Consider the following 16,093-nt stretch of genomic DNA (forward strand, 5'->3'; position numbering starts at 1 on the left):
ATGTTAGAAGCACAAATATTTAAACATGAACAACATAAAAAAATAGTGCAAACAATAGTAGCGGAAACCTTGTGTACGGAAAAGGTAAATGGATTCATGCTCATCGGATCTGTCGCGAGAGGTGACGCATATCCTGACTCGGATTTAGATTTTTATATTCTTTTAGAAGACGGACAAAAGAAGAAATTTCATTCTGAAACGAGAGAAGGTATTTTTGTTGAATATAAGTATGCAGATGTTAATCAAATATTAGTAAACTTTAAAAACAATCCGATGGAACTATATTCATTTTTAGAAGGTGAAATTTTATTTGATAAAAGTGGTGACTTAAAAAAATTAAAGGGAATAGCTATATCTGAATTTGAAAACTATCGTGTTTCTAGCGATAAAGTGAAAGGCATTTTTCATTGGTTGCATAGTTCGTTCATTAAAATTCAATCTGCTTTAAAAGCAAATGATGAGTTAAAAGCTTCATACATAGTTCATACGTCAACTTGGACATTGGTAGAAGGAATATGGGCTATTAATAATAAGCCAGTACCGCCAGCGGGATCTGTTTTGAAGTATATTAAAACTTTATCTATAGTACCAGTTAATTTTGAAGATTATATAAATAGATTGTTTTTAGGTGATACGAAGGACCGTATTAAAGCAGCAATGGAGTTAATTGAGTGGGTGCTTCATAAATAATACTGTTTCGGTAAATCGATATGTTGTTTCGAATCGTCGATATATTGAGAAAATCGTTGATATAATTCAAGTTACGATTGATATATTTGGAAAATCGTTGATATAAATTTCATATACTGTATAAGTAGCAACTAAAAGAGTGTAATCTAGTCAATTTTTTTACTAGATTACGCTCTTTTTAGCCCAACTGTATTTCAAATTCAAGCATAGCTTGATCTTTCCTAAACGGCATATCGAGTTCTTTAAATCGTAAGCTTATTCCAAACAAATTATTAGGAAGGGCAGGAGATACAACGAAATGATGACTCATATGTCCATCAGTGCCGCCACCACCTTCTGACCAACAGTCGTATGTATCGTCTATTGATAATTGGAAGAAACTATGAGGCTTAACTTCATTCGTGGAATCCCAATCGCTATATAAATAAATTACACTAGCGTTTGCATATTGTCGAATAAAAGTTACGGTATACATGATACCTTTATATTCATACGTTTTACAAACAGGTATATGTTTTTGGAATTTAGTTGGTTCGACGCGAGGTTTAAATTCACCTTCGTCCATCATGGAAGAGAATAGTGAATTTAGATAGTCTGGATAAAATTCGTATTGCTTTGCCCATTTATAAATCGCTTCATCATGAGGAAAACCTGGGTTACCATCTGAAAGTTCTTTTCGTTCTTTTAATAGGGCACAAATTTTTTCATCGATAGTATATAATCTTTCATCGTAATAATCAGTAGGGCGTTCAAAACCCATTCGTTTCATAATCATTCCTCCTCGTATATTATATTTAAGCTGTTATTTCAGCTTTAAATTCCCTTAATAAGAGACCCGTAAATTAATACTTGGATGTCTCAAGATATTTCTAGATAATGATTGTAGGATCATTTGGGACAATTCTAATTTCTCCTGTGGATATACCACATAAAAAAGAGTGTTTCTCAGTGAACGTGCGGGACTCCCTACTCGCAGGCTGAGCAGCCTGACCCTCGAACCTAGATGTTAGTAGCTCTAGGGCGGCTTTCGATTCAGGACAAGCTCTCATACACGAGGTTGTTGGTCGGCGTACACACTAGAGATATCTCGAGGCGTCCAAGAAATGATTCTAAATCGAAAGGAGGTCTCTTACGTGAGATTATTTGTTGGTCTAGATGTAAGTTCGTTTGATATAAAAGCTTGTATTCTAAATGGTGAAGGAGAAAAGCTAGACTCCTTTTCAGTCAATAATGATTTACCAGGTGCCACAGCGCTTAAAGAGCGATTATTACAACGTATAGCCACTCAAGAGGTTGAAACCTTTAAAATCGGCTTAGAATCCACATCTGTTTATAGTTTTCATCCATCTATGTTTCTTCACTATGATGAAGACTTACAAAGCTTTGGAGCAAAAGTCTTTCTAATGAATCCAAAACAAATTGCAAACTTCAAGAAAAGCTATTCTGACATGGATAAAACAGACGAGATTGATGCCTTCGTCATCGCTGACTATTTACGGTTCGGAAGAAATCAAATGTCTATCGTAAAAGAAAGCCAGTATGTGGCACTACAGCAATTGACAAGATCTCGTTATCAGCTCGTTAGAATGTTGACAAAGGAAAAACAACATTTTTTACAACACCTAAGTTATAAATGTAATACGTTCTCACAAGAGGTGGACTCTTCTATATTTGGCAACGCCATGATGGAATTGTTCCTTGAAAAATTCAGTCTAGAAGAGCTAGCCAACATGCCTTTAGAGGAACTCGCTGAGTTCCTACAAGTGAAAGGAAAAAACCGATTTGGTGACCCAAAATGTGTGGCATCAACCATTCAAAAGGCTGTTCGCTCTTCCTATCGTTTGGATAAGGTTGTGGAAGACTCCATCGATGTCCTTCTCGGAACATCTATTGCGGTCATTCGTACCTATCAACAACAAATCAAAGAACTAGAAAAATCCATTAAGCGAATCATGGCTGGATTGCCTCAAACACTTGAATCCATTCCTGGAGTCGGACCTGTGTTCGCCGCCGGTATTCTCGCTGAAATTGGTCAAATCGAAAGATTTGATGATGAAACCAAGGTAGCAAAATATGCCGGATTATATTGGCGTACGCACCAGTCTGGTCGATTCACCGCAGAAAACACTTCATTATCTCGTAATGGAAATCATTACTTGCGGTATTACTTAGTTGAAGCCGCCAACTCTGTAAGAAGGCATGTATCTGATTACCAAGAATATTACGTGAAAAAATATAATGAAGTACCAAAACATCAACACAAACGTGCACTCGTTCTAACCGCAAGAAAACTTGTGCGATTGGTGGATGCGCTACTACGTAGTCACCAACTCTTTACGCCAGAAAGGTGCGTGAAAGTGTGACATAAAACTTGTCATCGCTACCTTTCAATTAATTTCCAGTAAATTACATGTATTACTGGTCTAGTTTCGTGATGTCTTTTTTAAATAAATAGTACTTTGATAACTAAAAATTCTGTTGTTTTTCAGTTGACATACTACCGCAGGTCTTTTCTTTATTTTAACAAATAAGAAAGGACGATATATTTTTTAATGTAAAAATTAAGTGAAAACCTAAAATCATTTATAAATTAAATATTGTAGATTTAAAATGAAGTTTCATAACAAGGTCTATTTTGCAGAGAAATTAATTATGTATAAAATAACAATAATATATCTTAATGCAAGAAAATCTAGAGAATCAAGCAGGTTTCCCATATGGTACAGTACGAAACGATTATAAGTAGTACAGTGATATAAATAGGAGGTTATCGCTATGACATCTGTATTTAAAGATATGCGTTCCAGCTAAGAACGGAACGACTCGACCTGAATATGTGGGAGGAATCTGATGCAGTCTGGCTTAGAGAACTAATTGGTGAACGTGGAGTGGAAATGCCAACCGTTGAATCTGTTCGTAACGATCTTATTGAGAAGCGCAAGATAGCAGTTGAAAATGGTATTTCTCTTCTCACGATTCGTAGACGAGACGAAGGCGATTTCATCGGTTACTGTGGCTTAATTATCGGTCGTTCCACGCTTGAAGAGCCGGAGATTGCATACGAGTTGTTCCGCAGTGCTCATCGCATGGGTTATGCGACAGAGGCAGCATCAGCGGTATTGGAGGCTGCGATTGCTACGGGGCGCAAAAGACTATGGTCTACTGTAGGCGCTTGGAATACTGCGTCTTTTCGGGTGTTAGAGAAGTTAGGATTTACGCGACATCATAGTACGTTTGGCGAACGCGGTGAGATTGTTTGGAATGTGCGCGATCTATAGATTAAATTCAAAACAATGAAAAATGTAAAAGAAAGCCCATATGTTAGATTACTCAGTAATCTAGCATATGGGCTTTTCCTTTAAATGCAATAGTTTGTTTTAATTTTTTACATCCTCATATAATTGGAGTGCCTCTTTCACATTCAACCCATTTTTCACAATCCCATGTATCGCTTGAATCATCGCAGCTGGATGTTCGGATTGCCATATGTTGCGGCCCATATCTACGCCGATTGCACCTTCTTGCAGTGCGTTATACGTAATGTTTAATGCGTCTTCAATTGAATCTAGTTTTGGGCCGCCCGCGATGACGACTGGGGCAGGGCAAGTGCTTGTGATTTTTTCGAATCCTTCGCAGTAATACGTTTTAATAATGTCAGCACCCATTTCAACGCATACACGGGAAGCAAGTGCTAAAAAGCGAGCTTCACGTTTTTGCAGTTCTTTTGCAACTGCGGTAATGCCGAGTACTGGCAGACCATAATCGTGAGCTTCTGAAACTACATTTGCGAGATTTGTAACTGTTTGTGTTTCATAGTCTGATCCGACGAAAACAGATACACCGACGCCAATTGCATTTTGTTTTACTGCTTCTTTTACAGGGGTAACAATTGTTTCATTCGCTAAGTCTTTACCGACGATAGTAGCTCCGCCTGATACGCGCATAACCATCGGTGTACTGCAATTTTCAGGAATGCATGAGCTAAGTACACCTCGCGTTAAAAAGAGAGAATCCGTATAAGGAAGTAAGTTTTTAACAGTTTCAAGTGGCTGTTCAAGCCCATGAATTGGCCCTAAAAAGTAGCCGTGATCTATCGCTAACATAACCGCTCTGCCATCAGGTAAAATTGTATTTAATCGATTTTTAAATCCCCAAGTCATTCAAAATCACTCCTTCGTTAATGTTGGATTTTCCGTTTGAACAGTATCTTTATTTGGTAAATGTGGTGACTTTATAAAAACCGCTTTAAAAGGTTTGTCAGAATGGTTAATAAGATAGTGAGATTCATGAGGACGAACTTGCAGGACATCACCTTGTTTCATTGGAACTCTTTCGTTATTTACATAGAAATCTATTTCACCTTCTAATGCATAAAAGACCTCTTCGCACGTCGTATGATAATGGTTTTGAAACTCCTGCCCAGGCTGAATGACAACAAGGCCAAGATCAATATTCGGACCTTGTATTAAATATTTCGGCCCGTTATCACCGAAGCGATAGGAGAAGTCATTTTCATTCGCTTTTAACATACATTCCACTCCTTTATGTAATGTGTTACAGTGCACCAGGCGCAATCCACATATGTGAAGTGAGCCCTTTATCAGCTAAAGCGAGCTGACTGTCATATACAGTTTTCCATGTTTCATAGAACTCTTTATATAGTTCGTGATTTTCAGTAACTGGTTCGAATGTTTGCTCCCACTGTACAAACTCTTCGGCAGTTTCTTCCATAGATGCATATATGCCAGCGCCAAATCCAGCAGCAATCGCAGTTCCTAAAGCAGCTGCTTCTTTCACAACAGGTACTTTTACAGAAATACCAAGGACGTCTGATAGAATTTGTGGCCATAGTTTTCCTTTAGCGGCACCACCAGCAAAAATAACTTCAGAAGGGAATATACCAGTTAGATTTTCTATTAATTGTAAGTTTCCAAGTGTTACGAAGGCGGCATTTTCTTCAATAGCACGGAATAGCTCTTTTTTTCCACATTTGTCAGCGTCTAAACTTAAATTTAAAAAAGAAGGTGCGGCATGACGCCAAGAAATGTAGTTCATAACGTTTGAAAAAGTAGGGATAATGCCATGTGAGCCGACAGGTACGTCTTTCGCTTGTTCTTCTAATAATTCATAAGCATCTACACCGAGTTTGTCAGCAAGTTTCTTTTCCTCTTGGCAAAAAGCGTCTCGAAACCAGCGCATAACGAGGCCTGGGAAAAAGGCAATCGTTTCGTATTGCCATAGGTTACGTACGACGTGACAATTTATACGAATCGCAGCTTGTGGATCTGGTATTGGCTCAGTAACATTCACTTCTTGTTGCCAAAAACTACCTCCGCATATTAATGTTTGATTCGGTTTCACGACTCCAGTTCCGAGTGATGCCATTTGAGCATCTCCGCCCCCGGCTACGACAGGAATTCCTTCACGTAATCCAGTTAATGCTGCACACTCTTTTGTAACGTTGCCAATTACTGTACCAGCTTCATTTACTGTTGGTGAAAATGGTAAAGATAGACCGCACTCCTTAGCGACATCGTTATCCCACACTCTATTTTGTAAGTCAAAAATACCTGACGTGCATCCGTTTGAAGGATCGATTTGCAGCACGCCGCTTAGTTTATATAAAATCCAATCGTTTAACATTGTAAAAGAGTGAATAGAATTATAGACGTCGGGTTCATGTTTTTTTATCCAAAGTAGGCGAGGTAAAGCACCTAATGAAAAAGTTTGACCAGACTTTGTATATAAATCTTTTTCAAGATGTGACCGAATTTCTTTTAGTTCACTAACCTCCGCGGATGCACGCCCATCAACATTTGCACACGCCCATATTTCTTGCCCATTTTTATCATATAAAACAAAACCTTCTCGCATACTAGTAGCGCTAATAGCTTGAATGGAAGAGGGCGAGATATTACTTCTTTGTAAAACTTCTTTCGTGCATTGTTGTACTAGCTTCCAGTTTTCTATTACATCAAAATTCATAGAACCTGGGTAACGAGGATCTGTATTATGAACCCATTCTTTTTGACTGACAGCAATTTGATTACCTAGTAAATCAAAAAGAACAGCTCGAATGCTTCCTGTACCAGCATCAAAAGCTAATAAATGAGACATTAACAATCACCATCCTTTCGTAATAAGGAGAGGGCCGTTTCCTCATCGGTAATTAATGTATGAATAAACTTTCCTTTTAAGGCACCATAAATTGCGTCTATCTTTTCTGTACCTCCAGCAACACCGACGACATGATTCATATTGCGCAAAATAGAGAGAGGCGTGCCAATTAGACGATTGTGATGCGAGAGCTCTAGTAAATCGCCATTTGTATTATAAAACTGTCCTAAAATATCGCCAGCACCGTTTTGACTACGAATATATGTCATCTCACGTAGTGTTAATTTTTCTTCTTTTACAATCGTAGCGTCTTGAGATAATCCGCCAATACCAACAATAGCTGTATGTGCAAGTGAAGCGACATGAAGCATATCTTTTACACTCGGTTCTGATAAAATACTTTGTGCCATTTCGGTTGTAGACGCTAGAAACGGCGTAGGGATAATGTGAAGATCACCTTGCATGTAATGTAAATAGTTTTGTTTTCTCGAGAGATAGTGATTTACTCCGCCTGTTAACGTTACGATTGAAAGATTAATAGAAGTCTCAAAATGAATGTTTTCTAGCATTTTGCTAATTGTTTCTCCCCATCCAATACCGAGTAAATCGCCTTGCTGGAGATGAGTTTCTAAATATTGTGCAGCAGCTTTTCCGAGAGAAGCGTGATAATTGTTTACTGGGGGCGGGATAATAAAAGCATCTTTTAAGTGGAATTTTTTCATTAAGTCACGCTCAATACTTAAACAGTGCAAACCAGTCCCTTTTACGTGAAATGTAACGATACCTTCACTCCGCGCCTTCTCTAATAACCGGACGACTTTATTTCTTGAAATATGAAGAAGTGAAGCAATCTCTTGTTGTGTTAATTGGTCTTTGTAATAGTACCAAGCTACTTTCGTTAATAAATTTTCTTCAAAGTTCAGCTGTGTCATACTCTTCATCCCTTTCAACAATTGACCACAGCTTAAACATATGTACCATATATTTTGTTTATTCCAGTTGAAGCGATTAATAGTACGTAGAAAAAAGTGTTCTAGATATAAAAAAAGGAATATACAATGCTACAAAACAAGTAGAACAAATAATCATTTTCTCAAAAAATGTTCTGTATAAAGGCAGGTGACATCATGTGGAGAACGCACCTTTATTACAAGTAAAAAAAATGAGTAAGGCGTTTTTAAATCAACTTGTATTAAAAGAAGTGAACATTCAAGTAGAGCGCGGAGATATATACGCTTTAGTTGGAGGGAATGGTGCCGGGAAATCAACATTAATGAAAATATTAACGGGGTTATATTCGTATGATGATGGAGAAATGTATGTAAAAGGAACGAAGCAACAGTTTTCAAATCCGTCAGAAGCACATCGAAAAGGTATTTATTTAATACCGCAAGAACCACTCATTTTTCCGCATATGACTATTGAAGAAAATATATGTATCGGGTTAAAAGAAAAGAAAAAGAAATTAAGAGTACAGATTCAGCAATTGATTAGCAGCCTAGGATGGGATATTGACCTTAATGAACTAGGAGGATCATTATCGATTGCGCAACAACAGTTAGTAGAAATTGTTAGAGGATTAATACGAGAAGCTGAGATTCTTATTCTAGATGAGCCAACATCGACATTAACAACTCACGAAATTAAGAGTCTTTTTATGTTGATGAAAAGTTTACAAGAAAAAGGAATTGGGATGATTTATATTACGCATCGCTTTCCAGAAATCTTTGAAATTGCCAACAAAGTAGCAATACTACGTGATGGAATGATTGTAAGCCAAGGTGACGTATGTGACTATACATATGACATGCTGATGGAGGGGCTATTGCCAAAAGGGTATAAACAGAAAGAGAAAATAGAAGTAGTTCAAGAGACAGCAAGGACGAAAAAAATATTAGAAGTGATCGATATAACGAGCCACACATTCAAAAATATATCATTCACTGTACATGCAGGCGAGATTGTAGGTGTTGCTGGCATTATAGGATCTGGCAGGACTGAATTAGCAGAAGCGATATTTGGATTGAAAACTATAAAATCAGGATCTATCTTATTAGAGGGGAAATCAATTGATGCGTGTTCTTTGCATAAAAGGCTAGAAAAGGGACTGGTTTATGTCCCAGAGGATAGGGCGAGGAATGGCATTTTCTCAATTGCTTCAGTTAAAGAAAATATTGCAGCAGCAAGTTTACAGCAAAATAATCGCTTTTTTATAAATCAAGAAAAAGAAAGCGCTTTAGTTAATTCGTTTATAGAACAGTTCCGAATTGTTGTACACGATATGAATGAAGAACTGGCATCTTTATCAGGAGGTAATCAGCAGAAGGTCGTGCTTGCAAAGTATCTCGCATGCAAGCCTAAAGTTATTATTCTGGATGAGCCGACTCGTGGAATTGATGCGAAAGCAAGGATTGAAGTGTATGAGACGATCGAAAAAATGAAAAGGGAAGGACTCGCAATTTTATTAATCTCTTCAGATGTTGAAGAAATTGTTCAATTAGTAAACCGTGTATATGTAATGAGAAATGGACGATTTGTTTCTCATATGGAAAAAGAACAACTAAGTGTGAATGAAGTTACACGCCTTGCATACGGAGGTGTAGCGGAATGAAACGCATGTTAAAAATGCATGAAACGTCTATCATACTGTTACTACTAATGTATATAGCTATTGTAGGAATAATAAACCCTAGTTTTATTCAATTTAACTCGTTCTCTTTACTGATGAAATCAAGCGTTATTTTAGTCGTGCTAGCAATTGGCCAATCGTTCGTCTTATTTACGAAAAATATAGATGTATCAGTTGGTTCAATTATGGGATTAAGCGCAGCTGTTTGCGGAATGTTGTTAACTGATGGATATCATGCATCTCTGTCCATACTTGCTGCTATTATACTTGGCGCTATTCTCGGTTTTATAAATGGAATTGGTGTTGCAAAGTTTCGGGTACCGGCCATTATTATGACATTAGGTATGTTAGGAGTCATTAGAGGTGCGATGTTAATCTTTACAGGTGGAAAGTGGATTGAAGATATACCAAACGATTTTAAGCAACTGTCATCGAGCGTCATACTTGGTTTGCCGATAATTGTATGGATTGTTCTTATTATTTTACTACTACTATACTTCTTTTTAAGGAAAGTGCCATACGGAAGGTACTTCTATGCGGTTGGTGATAATGAAGATGGCGCGAGACTTATTGGTATACCTGTTAATAAAGTGAAGATATGTGCGTTTATAATTTCAGGCATAAGCGCTGCGCTCGCTGGTTGCATATTTGTTATGAATATCGGATTCGTTCCTAATCAAACAGGAACTGGGATAGAACTACAGGTTATCGCAGCTGCTGTACTAGGGGGAGTTCATTTAAAAGGAGGAACAGGTTCTATAGTTGGAGCTGCATTAGGAGCGATATTTTTAGAGGTGATAAGCAGTTCACTCGTCTTTTTAAAAATACCAGCATTTTGGAATAATGCTATTTCAGGTTTCTTATTATTGCTAATCGTCATATTAGATAGCGTTATGAAAAAGTGGAAGGCAGAAAGTAGGATGAATCTATGAAGTATGTATACAGATGGGAAGGTGTTCTAATCGTATTACTTCTTTTAGAATTTATTCTCTTTAGTTTTATAAATAGTGATTTCTTAAATATTAGTAATCTCCTTTTTAGTACAAATGATTTCCTATTTATCGCAATTGCGGCGATACCAATGACTTTCGTTATAGTAACAGGAGGAATTGATGTATCAGTCGGCTCAATAATGGGTCTCACTTCGATCTTAATCGGTGTACTTTGGATGAACGGAATATCTATTTTGTTTGCTGTCATAATCGCCCTAATAATTAGTTGTTTAGCAGGCGCTATAAATGGACTCATTATAAAAATGACAGATGTAGAACCACTCGTCGTTACACTCGGCACGATGTTTTTATACGGAGGAATTGCACTCGTCATTTCAGGAGGAGCAGGTGCTTCTGGGTATGAAGGGATAAGTGGTTTACCTGACGCATTTGTACAACTGGCAAGCGGTAATTTTATAGGAATACCGAATTTATTATGGCTACTGATCGTATTAACAGTTTTATGTGCTGTATTATTTCACCGAACTATATACGGACGCCATATAAAATTAACAGGTGCGAACGAAAATGCAGCAAAATACACCGGGATTAAGACGAAGAAAGTAGTCATCATTGCTTACATGCTTTCCGGGTTAGGAGGTGGATTAGGGGGGACTTTCTTAACTGCCTATTTCGGTTCGGCACGTGCTGATATGGGAAGTGAAACAATTTTACCAATCATTACGGCAGTCGTATTAGGCGGGACACTTATTACAGGGGGAAAAGGAAGCATTATCGGTACTGTACTGGCGAGTATTTTCATTGGACTCATGCAGTATGGCTTGCAAATGACGGGTTTAACAAATGAACAATCCAACGTAGTAATTGGTATTATCCTTATTCTTTCAGTTATTATGAGACATTTCAAATTACATCAATTCACACTGGGGAAAAGAAAGAATTTGCATAAGGGGGAAATGTCATGAAGAGAAAACTAGGGATTGTATTCATTGTATGTATTTGTTTAATCTGTTTAATCGCCTGTTCTAGTCAAACCGCAGATAAGAAAAAAGCGGATGATGTGAAATTTGCATTTATCCCGAAATTAACAGGAGTTGGATTCTTTACATCAGGTGGTGAAGGAGCAAAAGAGATGGGAGATAAACTAGGCGTACAAGTGAAATATGATGGCCCCTCTGAAGCAAGTGTTTCTGGGCAAGTAAAATATATAAACAATTTCATTAACCAAAACTATGATGCACTTATGGTTTCTTCAACGTCAGTTGATGGTTTATCGCAATCACTGCAACGTGCTAAGAAAAAAGGGATGACTGTTTTAACTTGGGATTCCGATGTGAATCCGAAAGATCGTTCCTTTTATATAAGCCAAGGAACACCAGACCAACTTGCTAACTTATTAATTGAAATGACTTCCAAGCAAATTGGAGATAAAGGGAAAGTAGCATTTTTTTATTCTAGCCCAACAGTAACAGATCAAAACCAATGGGTAACGAAAGCGAAAGAAATTATTAAAGAGAAATATCCGAACTGGGAAATTGTAACGACGCAGTACGGTGAAAATAATGCGCAAAAGTCTTTGTCAGTAGGGGAGAATATTTTAAAAACGTATCCGGATATTAACGCAGTTATTTGTCCAGATGCAACAGCACTCCCAGCCATGGCGCAAGCAGCTGAAAACTTAAAAATGGATAAAAAGGTTGTCGTAACTGGCTTCTCTACACCAAACGTTATGCGTGATTACGTAAAACGAGGAACAGTACAACAATTCGGATTATGGGACGTAAAACAACAAGGTGCACTCGCAACGTATGTAGCAAATGAAATTGTTGTAAAAGGGAAGAAGTTAAAAGTAGGGGATAGCTTCGAAGTAAAAGGAATTGGAAAAGTGAAAGTAGAGCCAAACTCTATTCAAGGATATGATTATGAGGCAGAAGGAAACGGAATTATCGTATTGCCAGAGCGAGTTGTATTTACAAAGGATAATATTGAAAAATATAATTTCTAGTAACGAAAAAACGTCCGAATGTATCGGACGTTTTTATTTCTTCATTAATTATGAACTGTTTCTTTTTCATTTAATCCAAGGGTACGACCTGTAGAAGTGTGAAGGTCTTGGAATAATCTTGGATTTTCTGTTAATGAAATGCCGTAAGAAGGAATCATTTCTTTTATTTTTCCTTCCCATTCTACCATTCGGCTTGGGAAACATTTTTCTAATACTTCAAGCATAACATGAACGGCAGTAGAAGCACCCGGTGAAGCACCTAGTAATGCTGCGATTGATCCATCAGCCGCACTAACAACTTCTGTACCGAATTGAAGTGTTCCTTTACCGCCAGCATCAGTATCTTTAATTACTTGTACACGCTGACCAGCAACTACAATATCCCAATCTTCACTTTTTGCGTTCGGAATGAATTCGCGTAATTCTTCCATACGTTTTTCGTGTGATAACATAACTTGCTGAATTAAGTATTTTGTTAGTCCCATTTCTTTTACACCAGCAGCTAACATCGTTAAGACGTTATTTGGTTTTACAGAACCAATTAAGTCAAGGTTTGAACCAGTTTTTAAGAACTTAGGAGAGAACCCTGCGAATGGTCCGAATAATAAAGCTTTTTTATTGTCTATATATCTCGTATCAAGGTGAGGTACAGACATTGGCGGAGCGCCAACTTTAGCTTTACCGTATACTTTCGCATGATGTTGCTCTACAACTTTTTGGTTTTTACATACCATAAATAGTCCACTTACCGGGAATCCACCAATATGTTTTGATTCAGGGATACCAGTCTTTTGAAGTAGGGGTAGGCTACCGCCACCGCCGCCGATAAAGACGAATTTAGCAGTGTGATGCTCAATTTTACCACTATTCATATCGTGTACTTTCACTTCCCACAAACCATTTTTCGTGCGTTTAATGTTTTCGACACTATGTTTGTAGTTTAGCTCGACATTTTTCGTTTTTAAGTAATCAAACAACATTCGTGTTAATGCACCAAAGTTAACATCTGTTCCAGAGTCAATTTTCGTTGCCGCCATAGGCTCATTAGATGTACGACCTTCCATAATGAGTGGAAGCCATTTTTTTAATGTTTCAGGAGAATCGGAAAACTCCATTCCTTGAAACAGTGGATTTGTTGAAAGCGCTTCAAAACGGTTTTTTAGAAACTGCACATTTTTTTCACCTTGTACTAAACTCATATGAGGTAGAGGCATAATAAAATCTTGTGGATTACGAATTAATTTGCTTTTTACAAGATATGCCCAAAATTGTCTTGAAAGCTGGAATTGCTCATTCACTTTTACAGCCTTACTAATATCTATAGATCCGTCAGATTTTTCGGAAGTATAGTTCAGTTCGCATAGCGCAGAATGCCCTGTACCTGCATTATTCCATTCATTAGAGCTTTCTTCCCCGGCACTTGCGAGTTTTTCAAAAACTTTAATTTCCCATTCAGGTGCTAATTCTTTTAGTAATGAGCCTAACGTTGCACTCATAATTCCTGCACCAATTAAGATAACGTCTGTTTTTTGCTGCATGTTGCTCATGATAATCTCTCCATCCCCTATATTGGCAAAAAAGAGTAGGTGTTTTCTATGTCTAAGCCGTAAAAGAGAAACACCGCCTAGGCCCCACCTAGGTGTATACCTTTTTTGTCTCAATTATATAACCATCTCATACTCTATTATAATAATTAATAGACTAAAATATCTAGTGTTATCTGATAATTTTAAAATATTTAACGCTTTATTTGCCAAAATTCTTATTTAACAAGCACTTTTCAGTTAATGAATAGAAAAAAATTACAGTTTGAAATTATCTCGAAAAAGCTTACGTATCCAAAAGTCGGTAGAAAGGATACCTTTTTATGGGACTTTTTTAAAAAACTATTGTATAATTATTCTGAATATTAAAAAAGGGGGATACACATGCGTACACAAGAACAAATCGCAAACTTATTTCGAAATTTTTCAATAAAGGAATGTAAAGGGTCAAGTGACTTATATGAATATTTATCAATGAAAATTGCTGAAGATGAGGAAGTACTTACACTATCGTCCTATGCTCAGGTAGGTCAACCAGTCCCAAACTTATTATTAGGTGCAGTACATTATTTATTGTTAGCAGGGAAAGAACATCATGTAAAAACGTATTATAGTAGCTTAGTTGAACATGCCGATACGAATTTAGATCAAGCTTTTGATCATTTTAAAGATTTCTGTAAAATGTACAGAGAAGAAATGATTAATTTATTACAAACGAAACTCGTACAAACAAATGAAGTAAGACGATGTGCATACTTATATCCAAGTTTCAGTTACATATTTAACAAAGTGAATAAACCGTTAGCGTTAATAGAAATTGGGACAAGTTCTGGATTACAACTATTTTGGGACCAATATAGCTATTCGTACGGTACAGATGAAACATACGGAAATATAAATTCGAATGTACATGTAACTTCTGAAATAAGAGGGGAGAATGTGCCTCATTTATTAAAAGAAAGTCCACCTGTCGTAGAAAGAATCGGACTAGATTTACATGTAAACGATCTACATAGTGATGAAGATTATTTATGGCTACGTGCACTCATTTGGCCAGAACATAAAGAAAGGCTTGAACTGTTTGACCAAGCTGCATCTTTAGTAAAAAATAAATCTGTTCAATTAATAGAAGGAGACGGTGTAGAGTTATTACCATCTATTATTGAACAAATAGGTGAAGATGCTGTTATCTGCATTTTCCATACACACGTCGCCAATCAAATACCAGAACAAGTAAAACGTAAGCTAGAAAAACAAATCCAAGAAATCGGTGCAAAGCGCGATGTATTCCATCTTTATAACAACATGTGGGACCGGGACCTTCATATTGATTATTATATTATCGGAAACGAATATCGTGAAACGGTTGGAGAAACGGAAGGGCATGGGAGATGGTTTAGCTGGAAGCTTGGGAATGAGACGCTATGTTAATATGTGAGAAATTTTTATTTTCAAGAAATTAGATAGTGAAATTCCAGAAAAATGAAAGTAACTAGTTACTTTCATTTTTCTTTTGTGATAATATGTTAGTAATTACTTACTTACATATTGAATGGAGGAATAAAGATGGGGAAATTAACAGCACGAGAAAAAGTTATGGAAGCTGCTACTTTATTATTCGGGGAAAAGGGGTATACAGCGACAACAATTCGTGAAGTGGCAGAAAAAGCGGGGGTAAGCGAATTAACGATATTTCGTAATTTTAAAAATAAGGAAAATCTTTTTAGGGAGAGTATTATTTTGCGGACGACACCAGTCGCATTGTTAGAGGAAATAGAAGAGCAATTTACGGGTGATTTATATAAGGACCTTACAAAAGTAGCAGAAACATATATTCAAACCAATTTACCAAAGCTAAATTACATTTGGGCTACGTTAATAGAATCAAGACAAAATAGTGAAATGAAAGCATTACTACATGAGTTGAATTCACATCTAGTGAATCACTTAGAAAAATATTTAAAGCAACTTGGTGAGAAGGGACACATTTCCACCTGTAATTACCGTTTGATAGCGAATATGTTTTATGGACAACTGTTTTTATACATTATGAATGTAAGTATATCGGAAGAAGAAATTCAGTTAGAAGAGTATATAGAGACATGTGTAAATTTATTTATGAATGGGATTTTAAATAAATAAAACGAATAAGGGT

The 16,093-nt window shown here is 36.9% G+C and carries 14 protein-coding genes and 1 pseudogene; 9 read left to right on the forward strand and 6 right to left on the reverse strand.

Annotated features, from left to right (window positions below; translation table 11 throughout):
* The gene (locus QCI73_RS12670) at positions 1-690 is read left to right on the forward strand and encodes a nucleotidyltransferase domain-containing protein (protein WP_353823042.1); all 690 of its coding nucleotides are present in this window, start codon (positions 1-3) and stop codon (positions 688-690) included.
* A 178-nt stretch (positions 691-868) separates the two neighbouring features.
* Here the strand turns inward: QCI73_RS12670 and QCI73_RS12675 are convergent, their stop codons facing one another.
* Complete coding sequence (locus tag QCI73_RS12675; protein ID WP_070806326.1) at positions 869-1,465, reverse strand: hypothetical protein; 597 nt, start codon at positions 1,463-1,465, stop codon at positions 869-871.
* 358 nt (positions 1,466-1,823) lie between these two features.
* On the opposite strand from QCI73_RS12675, the gene QCI73_RS12680 reads away from it, so the two are divergent.
* Together QCI73_RS12680 and QCI73_RS12685 are read left to right on the forward strand one after the other, a co-directional pair.
* Positions 1,824-3,053 (forward strand): IS110 family RNA-guided transposase, encoded by a 1,230-nt coding sequence (locus tag QCI73_RS12680; RefSeq protein ID WP_127063753.1) that lies wholly within the window; start codon positions 1,824-1,826, stop codon positions 3,051-3,053.
* 412 nt (positions 3,054-3,465) lie between these two features.
* Positions 3,466-3,968: pseudogene (locus QCI73_RS12685) on the forward strand (GNAT family N-acetyltransferase).
* A gap of 99 nt (positions 3,969-4,067) precedes the next feature.
* On the opposite strand, the gene lsrF reads toward QCI73_RS12685, so the two are convergent.
* From lsrF to QCI73_RS12705, 4 genes are read right to left on the reverse strand one after another with little or no spacing between them, the layout of a single operon-like run.
* On the reverse strand, positions 4,068-4,850 hold the full coding sequence (gene lsrF / locus QCI73_RS12690) for a 3-hydroxy-5-phosphonooxypentane-2,4-dione thiolase (RefSeq protein WP_353823044.1): 783 nt from the start codon (positions 4,848-4,850) through the stop codon (positions 4,068-4,070).
* 6 nt (positions 4,851-4,856) lie between these two features.
* Complete coding sequence (locus tag QCI73_RS12695; RefSeq protein ID WP_000909989.1) at positions 4,857-5,219, reverse strand: cupin domain-containing protein; 363 nt, start codon at positions 5,217-5,219, stop codon at positions 4,857-4,859.
* A gap of 25 nt (positions 5,220-5,244) precedes the next feature.
* Positions 5,245-6,807: an autoinducer-2 kinase gene (gene lsrK, locus QCI73_RS12700; protein WP_353823045.1), complete on the reverse strand. Its 1,563-nt coding sequence runs from the start codon at positions 6,805-6,807 to the stop codon at positions 5,245-5,247.
* Positions 6,807-7,739, reverse strand: coding sequence for a sugar-binding transcriptional regulator (locus tag QCI73_RS12705; RefSeq protein ID WP_353823046.1), 933 nt, complete (start codon positions 7,737-7,739; stop codon positions 6,807-6,809). The genes lsrK and QCI73_RS12705 overlap by 1 nt, the downstream gene beginning before the upstream one ends.
* 197 nt (positions 7,740-7,936) lie before the next feature.
* Here QCI73_RS12705 and QCI73_RS12710 point away from each other — a divergent pair, with 197 nt between their 5' ends.
* From QCI73_RS12710 to lsrB, 4 genes are read left to right on the forward strand one after another with little or no spacing between them, the layout of a single operon-like run.
* On the forward strand, positions 7,937-9,418 hold the full coding sequence (locus tag QCI73_RS12710) for a sugar ABC transporter ATP-binding protein (protein ID WP_353823047.1): 1,482 nt from the start codon (positions 7,937-7,939) through the stop codon (positions 9,416-9,418).
* Positions 9,415-10,368: an ABC transporter permease subunit gene (locus tag QCI73_RS12715; RefSeq protein WP_327923986.1), complete on the forward strand. Its 954-nt coding sequence runs from the start codon at positions 9,415-9,417 to the stop codon at positions 10,366-10,368. Before QCI73_RS12710 ends, QCI73_RS12715 begins: the two co-directional genes overlap by 4 nt.
* Entirely contained in the window at positions 10,365-11,354 is a 990-nt protein-coding gene (locus QCI73_RS12720) for an ABC transporter permease (RefSeq protein WP_327923985.1), read from the forward strand. Before QCI73_RS12715 ends, QCI73_RS12720 begins: the two co-directional genes overlap by 4 nt.
* A complete protein-coding gene (lsrB, locus tag QCI73_RS12725) occupies positions 11,351-12,394 on the forward strand; it encodes an autoinducer 2 ABC transporter substrate-binding protein LsrB (RefSeq protein ID WP_353823048.1) in 1,044 nt (347 codons plus the stop codon). The genes QCI73_RS12720 and lsrB overlap by 4 nt, the downstream gene beginning before the upstream one ends.
* A 44-nt stretch (positions 12,395-12,438) precedes the next feature.
* Here lsrB and QCI73_RS12730 read toward each other — a convergent pair whose 3' ends face one another.
* Positions 12,439-13,941 (reverse strand): malate:quinone oxidoreductase, encoded by a 1,503-nt coding sequence (locus QCI73_RS12730; RefSeq protein WP_353823049.1) that lies wholly within the window; start codon positions 13,939-13,941, stop codon positions 12,439-12,441.
* A gap of 381 nt (positions 13,942-14,322) precedes the next feature.
* Between QCI73_RS12730 and QCI73_RS12735 the strand changes: the two genes are divergently transcribed.
* Positions 14,323-15,369 carry a DUF2332 domain-containing protein gene (locus QCI73_RS12735; RefSeq protein ID WP_353823050.1) on the forward strand — a complete coding sequence of 349 codons (1,047 nt, stop codon included), beginning with the start codon at positions 14,323-14,325 and terminating at the stop codon, positions 15,367-15,369.
* 135 nt (positions 15,370-15,504) lie between these two features.
* Positions 15,505-16,080 (forward strand): TetR/AcrR family transcriptional regulator, encoded by a 576-nt coding sequence (locus QCI73_RS12740; RefSeq protein ID WP_353823051.1) that lies wholly within the window; start codon positions 15,505-15,507, stop codon positions 16,078-16,080.
* Positions 16,081-16,093 lie beyond the last annotated feature (13 nt).

The sequence above is a fragment of the Bacillus cereus group sp. MG16 genome (genome assembly GCF_040459875.1).
Lineage (GTDB): Bacteria > Bacillota > Bacilli > Bacillales > Bacillaceae_G > Bacillus_A > Bacillus_A paranthracis.

What these genes read in the sequence shown, in the direction of transcription:
- QCI73_RS12730 (WP_353823049.1), bottom strand. Translation starts at nt 13,941, where the DNA reads ATGAGCAACATGCAGCAAAAAACAGACGTTATCTTAATTGGTGCAGGA.
- QCI73_RS12715 (WP_327923986.1), top strand. Translation starts at nt 9,415, where the DNA reads ATGAAACGCATGTTAAAAATGCATGAAACGTCTATCATACTGTTACTA.
- QCI73_RS12695 (WP_000909989.1), bottom strand. Translation starts at nt 5,219, where the DNA reads ATGTTAAAAGCGAATGAAAATGACTTCTCCTATCGCTTCGGTGATAAC.
- QCI73_RS12720 (WP_327923985.1), top strand. Translation starts at nt 10,365, where the DNA reads ATGAAGTATGTATACAGATGGGAAGGTGTTCTAATCGTATTACTTCTT.
- lsrB (WP_353823048.1), top strand. Translation starts at nt 11,351, where the DNA reads ATGAAGAGAAAACTAGGGATTGTATTCATTGTATGTATTTGTTTAATC.
- lsrK (WP_353823045.1), bottom strand. Translation starts at nt 6,807, where the DNA reads ATGTCTCATTTATTAGCTTTTGATGCTGGTACAGGAAGCATTCGAGCT.
- QCI73_RS12705 (WP_353823046.1), bottom strand. Translation starts at nt 7,739, where the DNA reads ATGACACAGCTGAACTTTGAAGAAAATTTATTAACGAAAGTAGCTTGG.
- QCI73_RS12740 (WP_353823051.1), top strand. Translation starts at nt 15,505, where the DNA reads ATGGGGAAATTAACAGCACGAGAAAAAGTTATGGAAGCTGCTACTTTA.
- QCI73_RS12670 (WP_353823042.1), top strand. Translation starts at nt 1, where the DNA reads ATGTTAGAAGCACAAATATTTAAACATGAACAACATAAAAAAATAGTG.
- lsrF (WP_353823044.1), bottom strand. Translation starts at nt 4,850, where the DNA reads ATGACTTGGGGATTTAAAAATCGATTAAATACAATTTTACCTGATGGC.
- QCI73_RS12675 (WP_070806326.1), bottom strand. Translation starts at nt 1,465, where the DNA reads ATGATTATGAAACGAATGGGTTTTGAACGCCCTACTGATTATTACGAT.
- QCI73_RS12735 (WP_353823050.1), top strand. Translation starts at nt 14,323, where the DNA reads ATGCGTACACAAGAACAAATCGCAAACTTATTTCGAAATTTTTCAATA.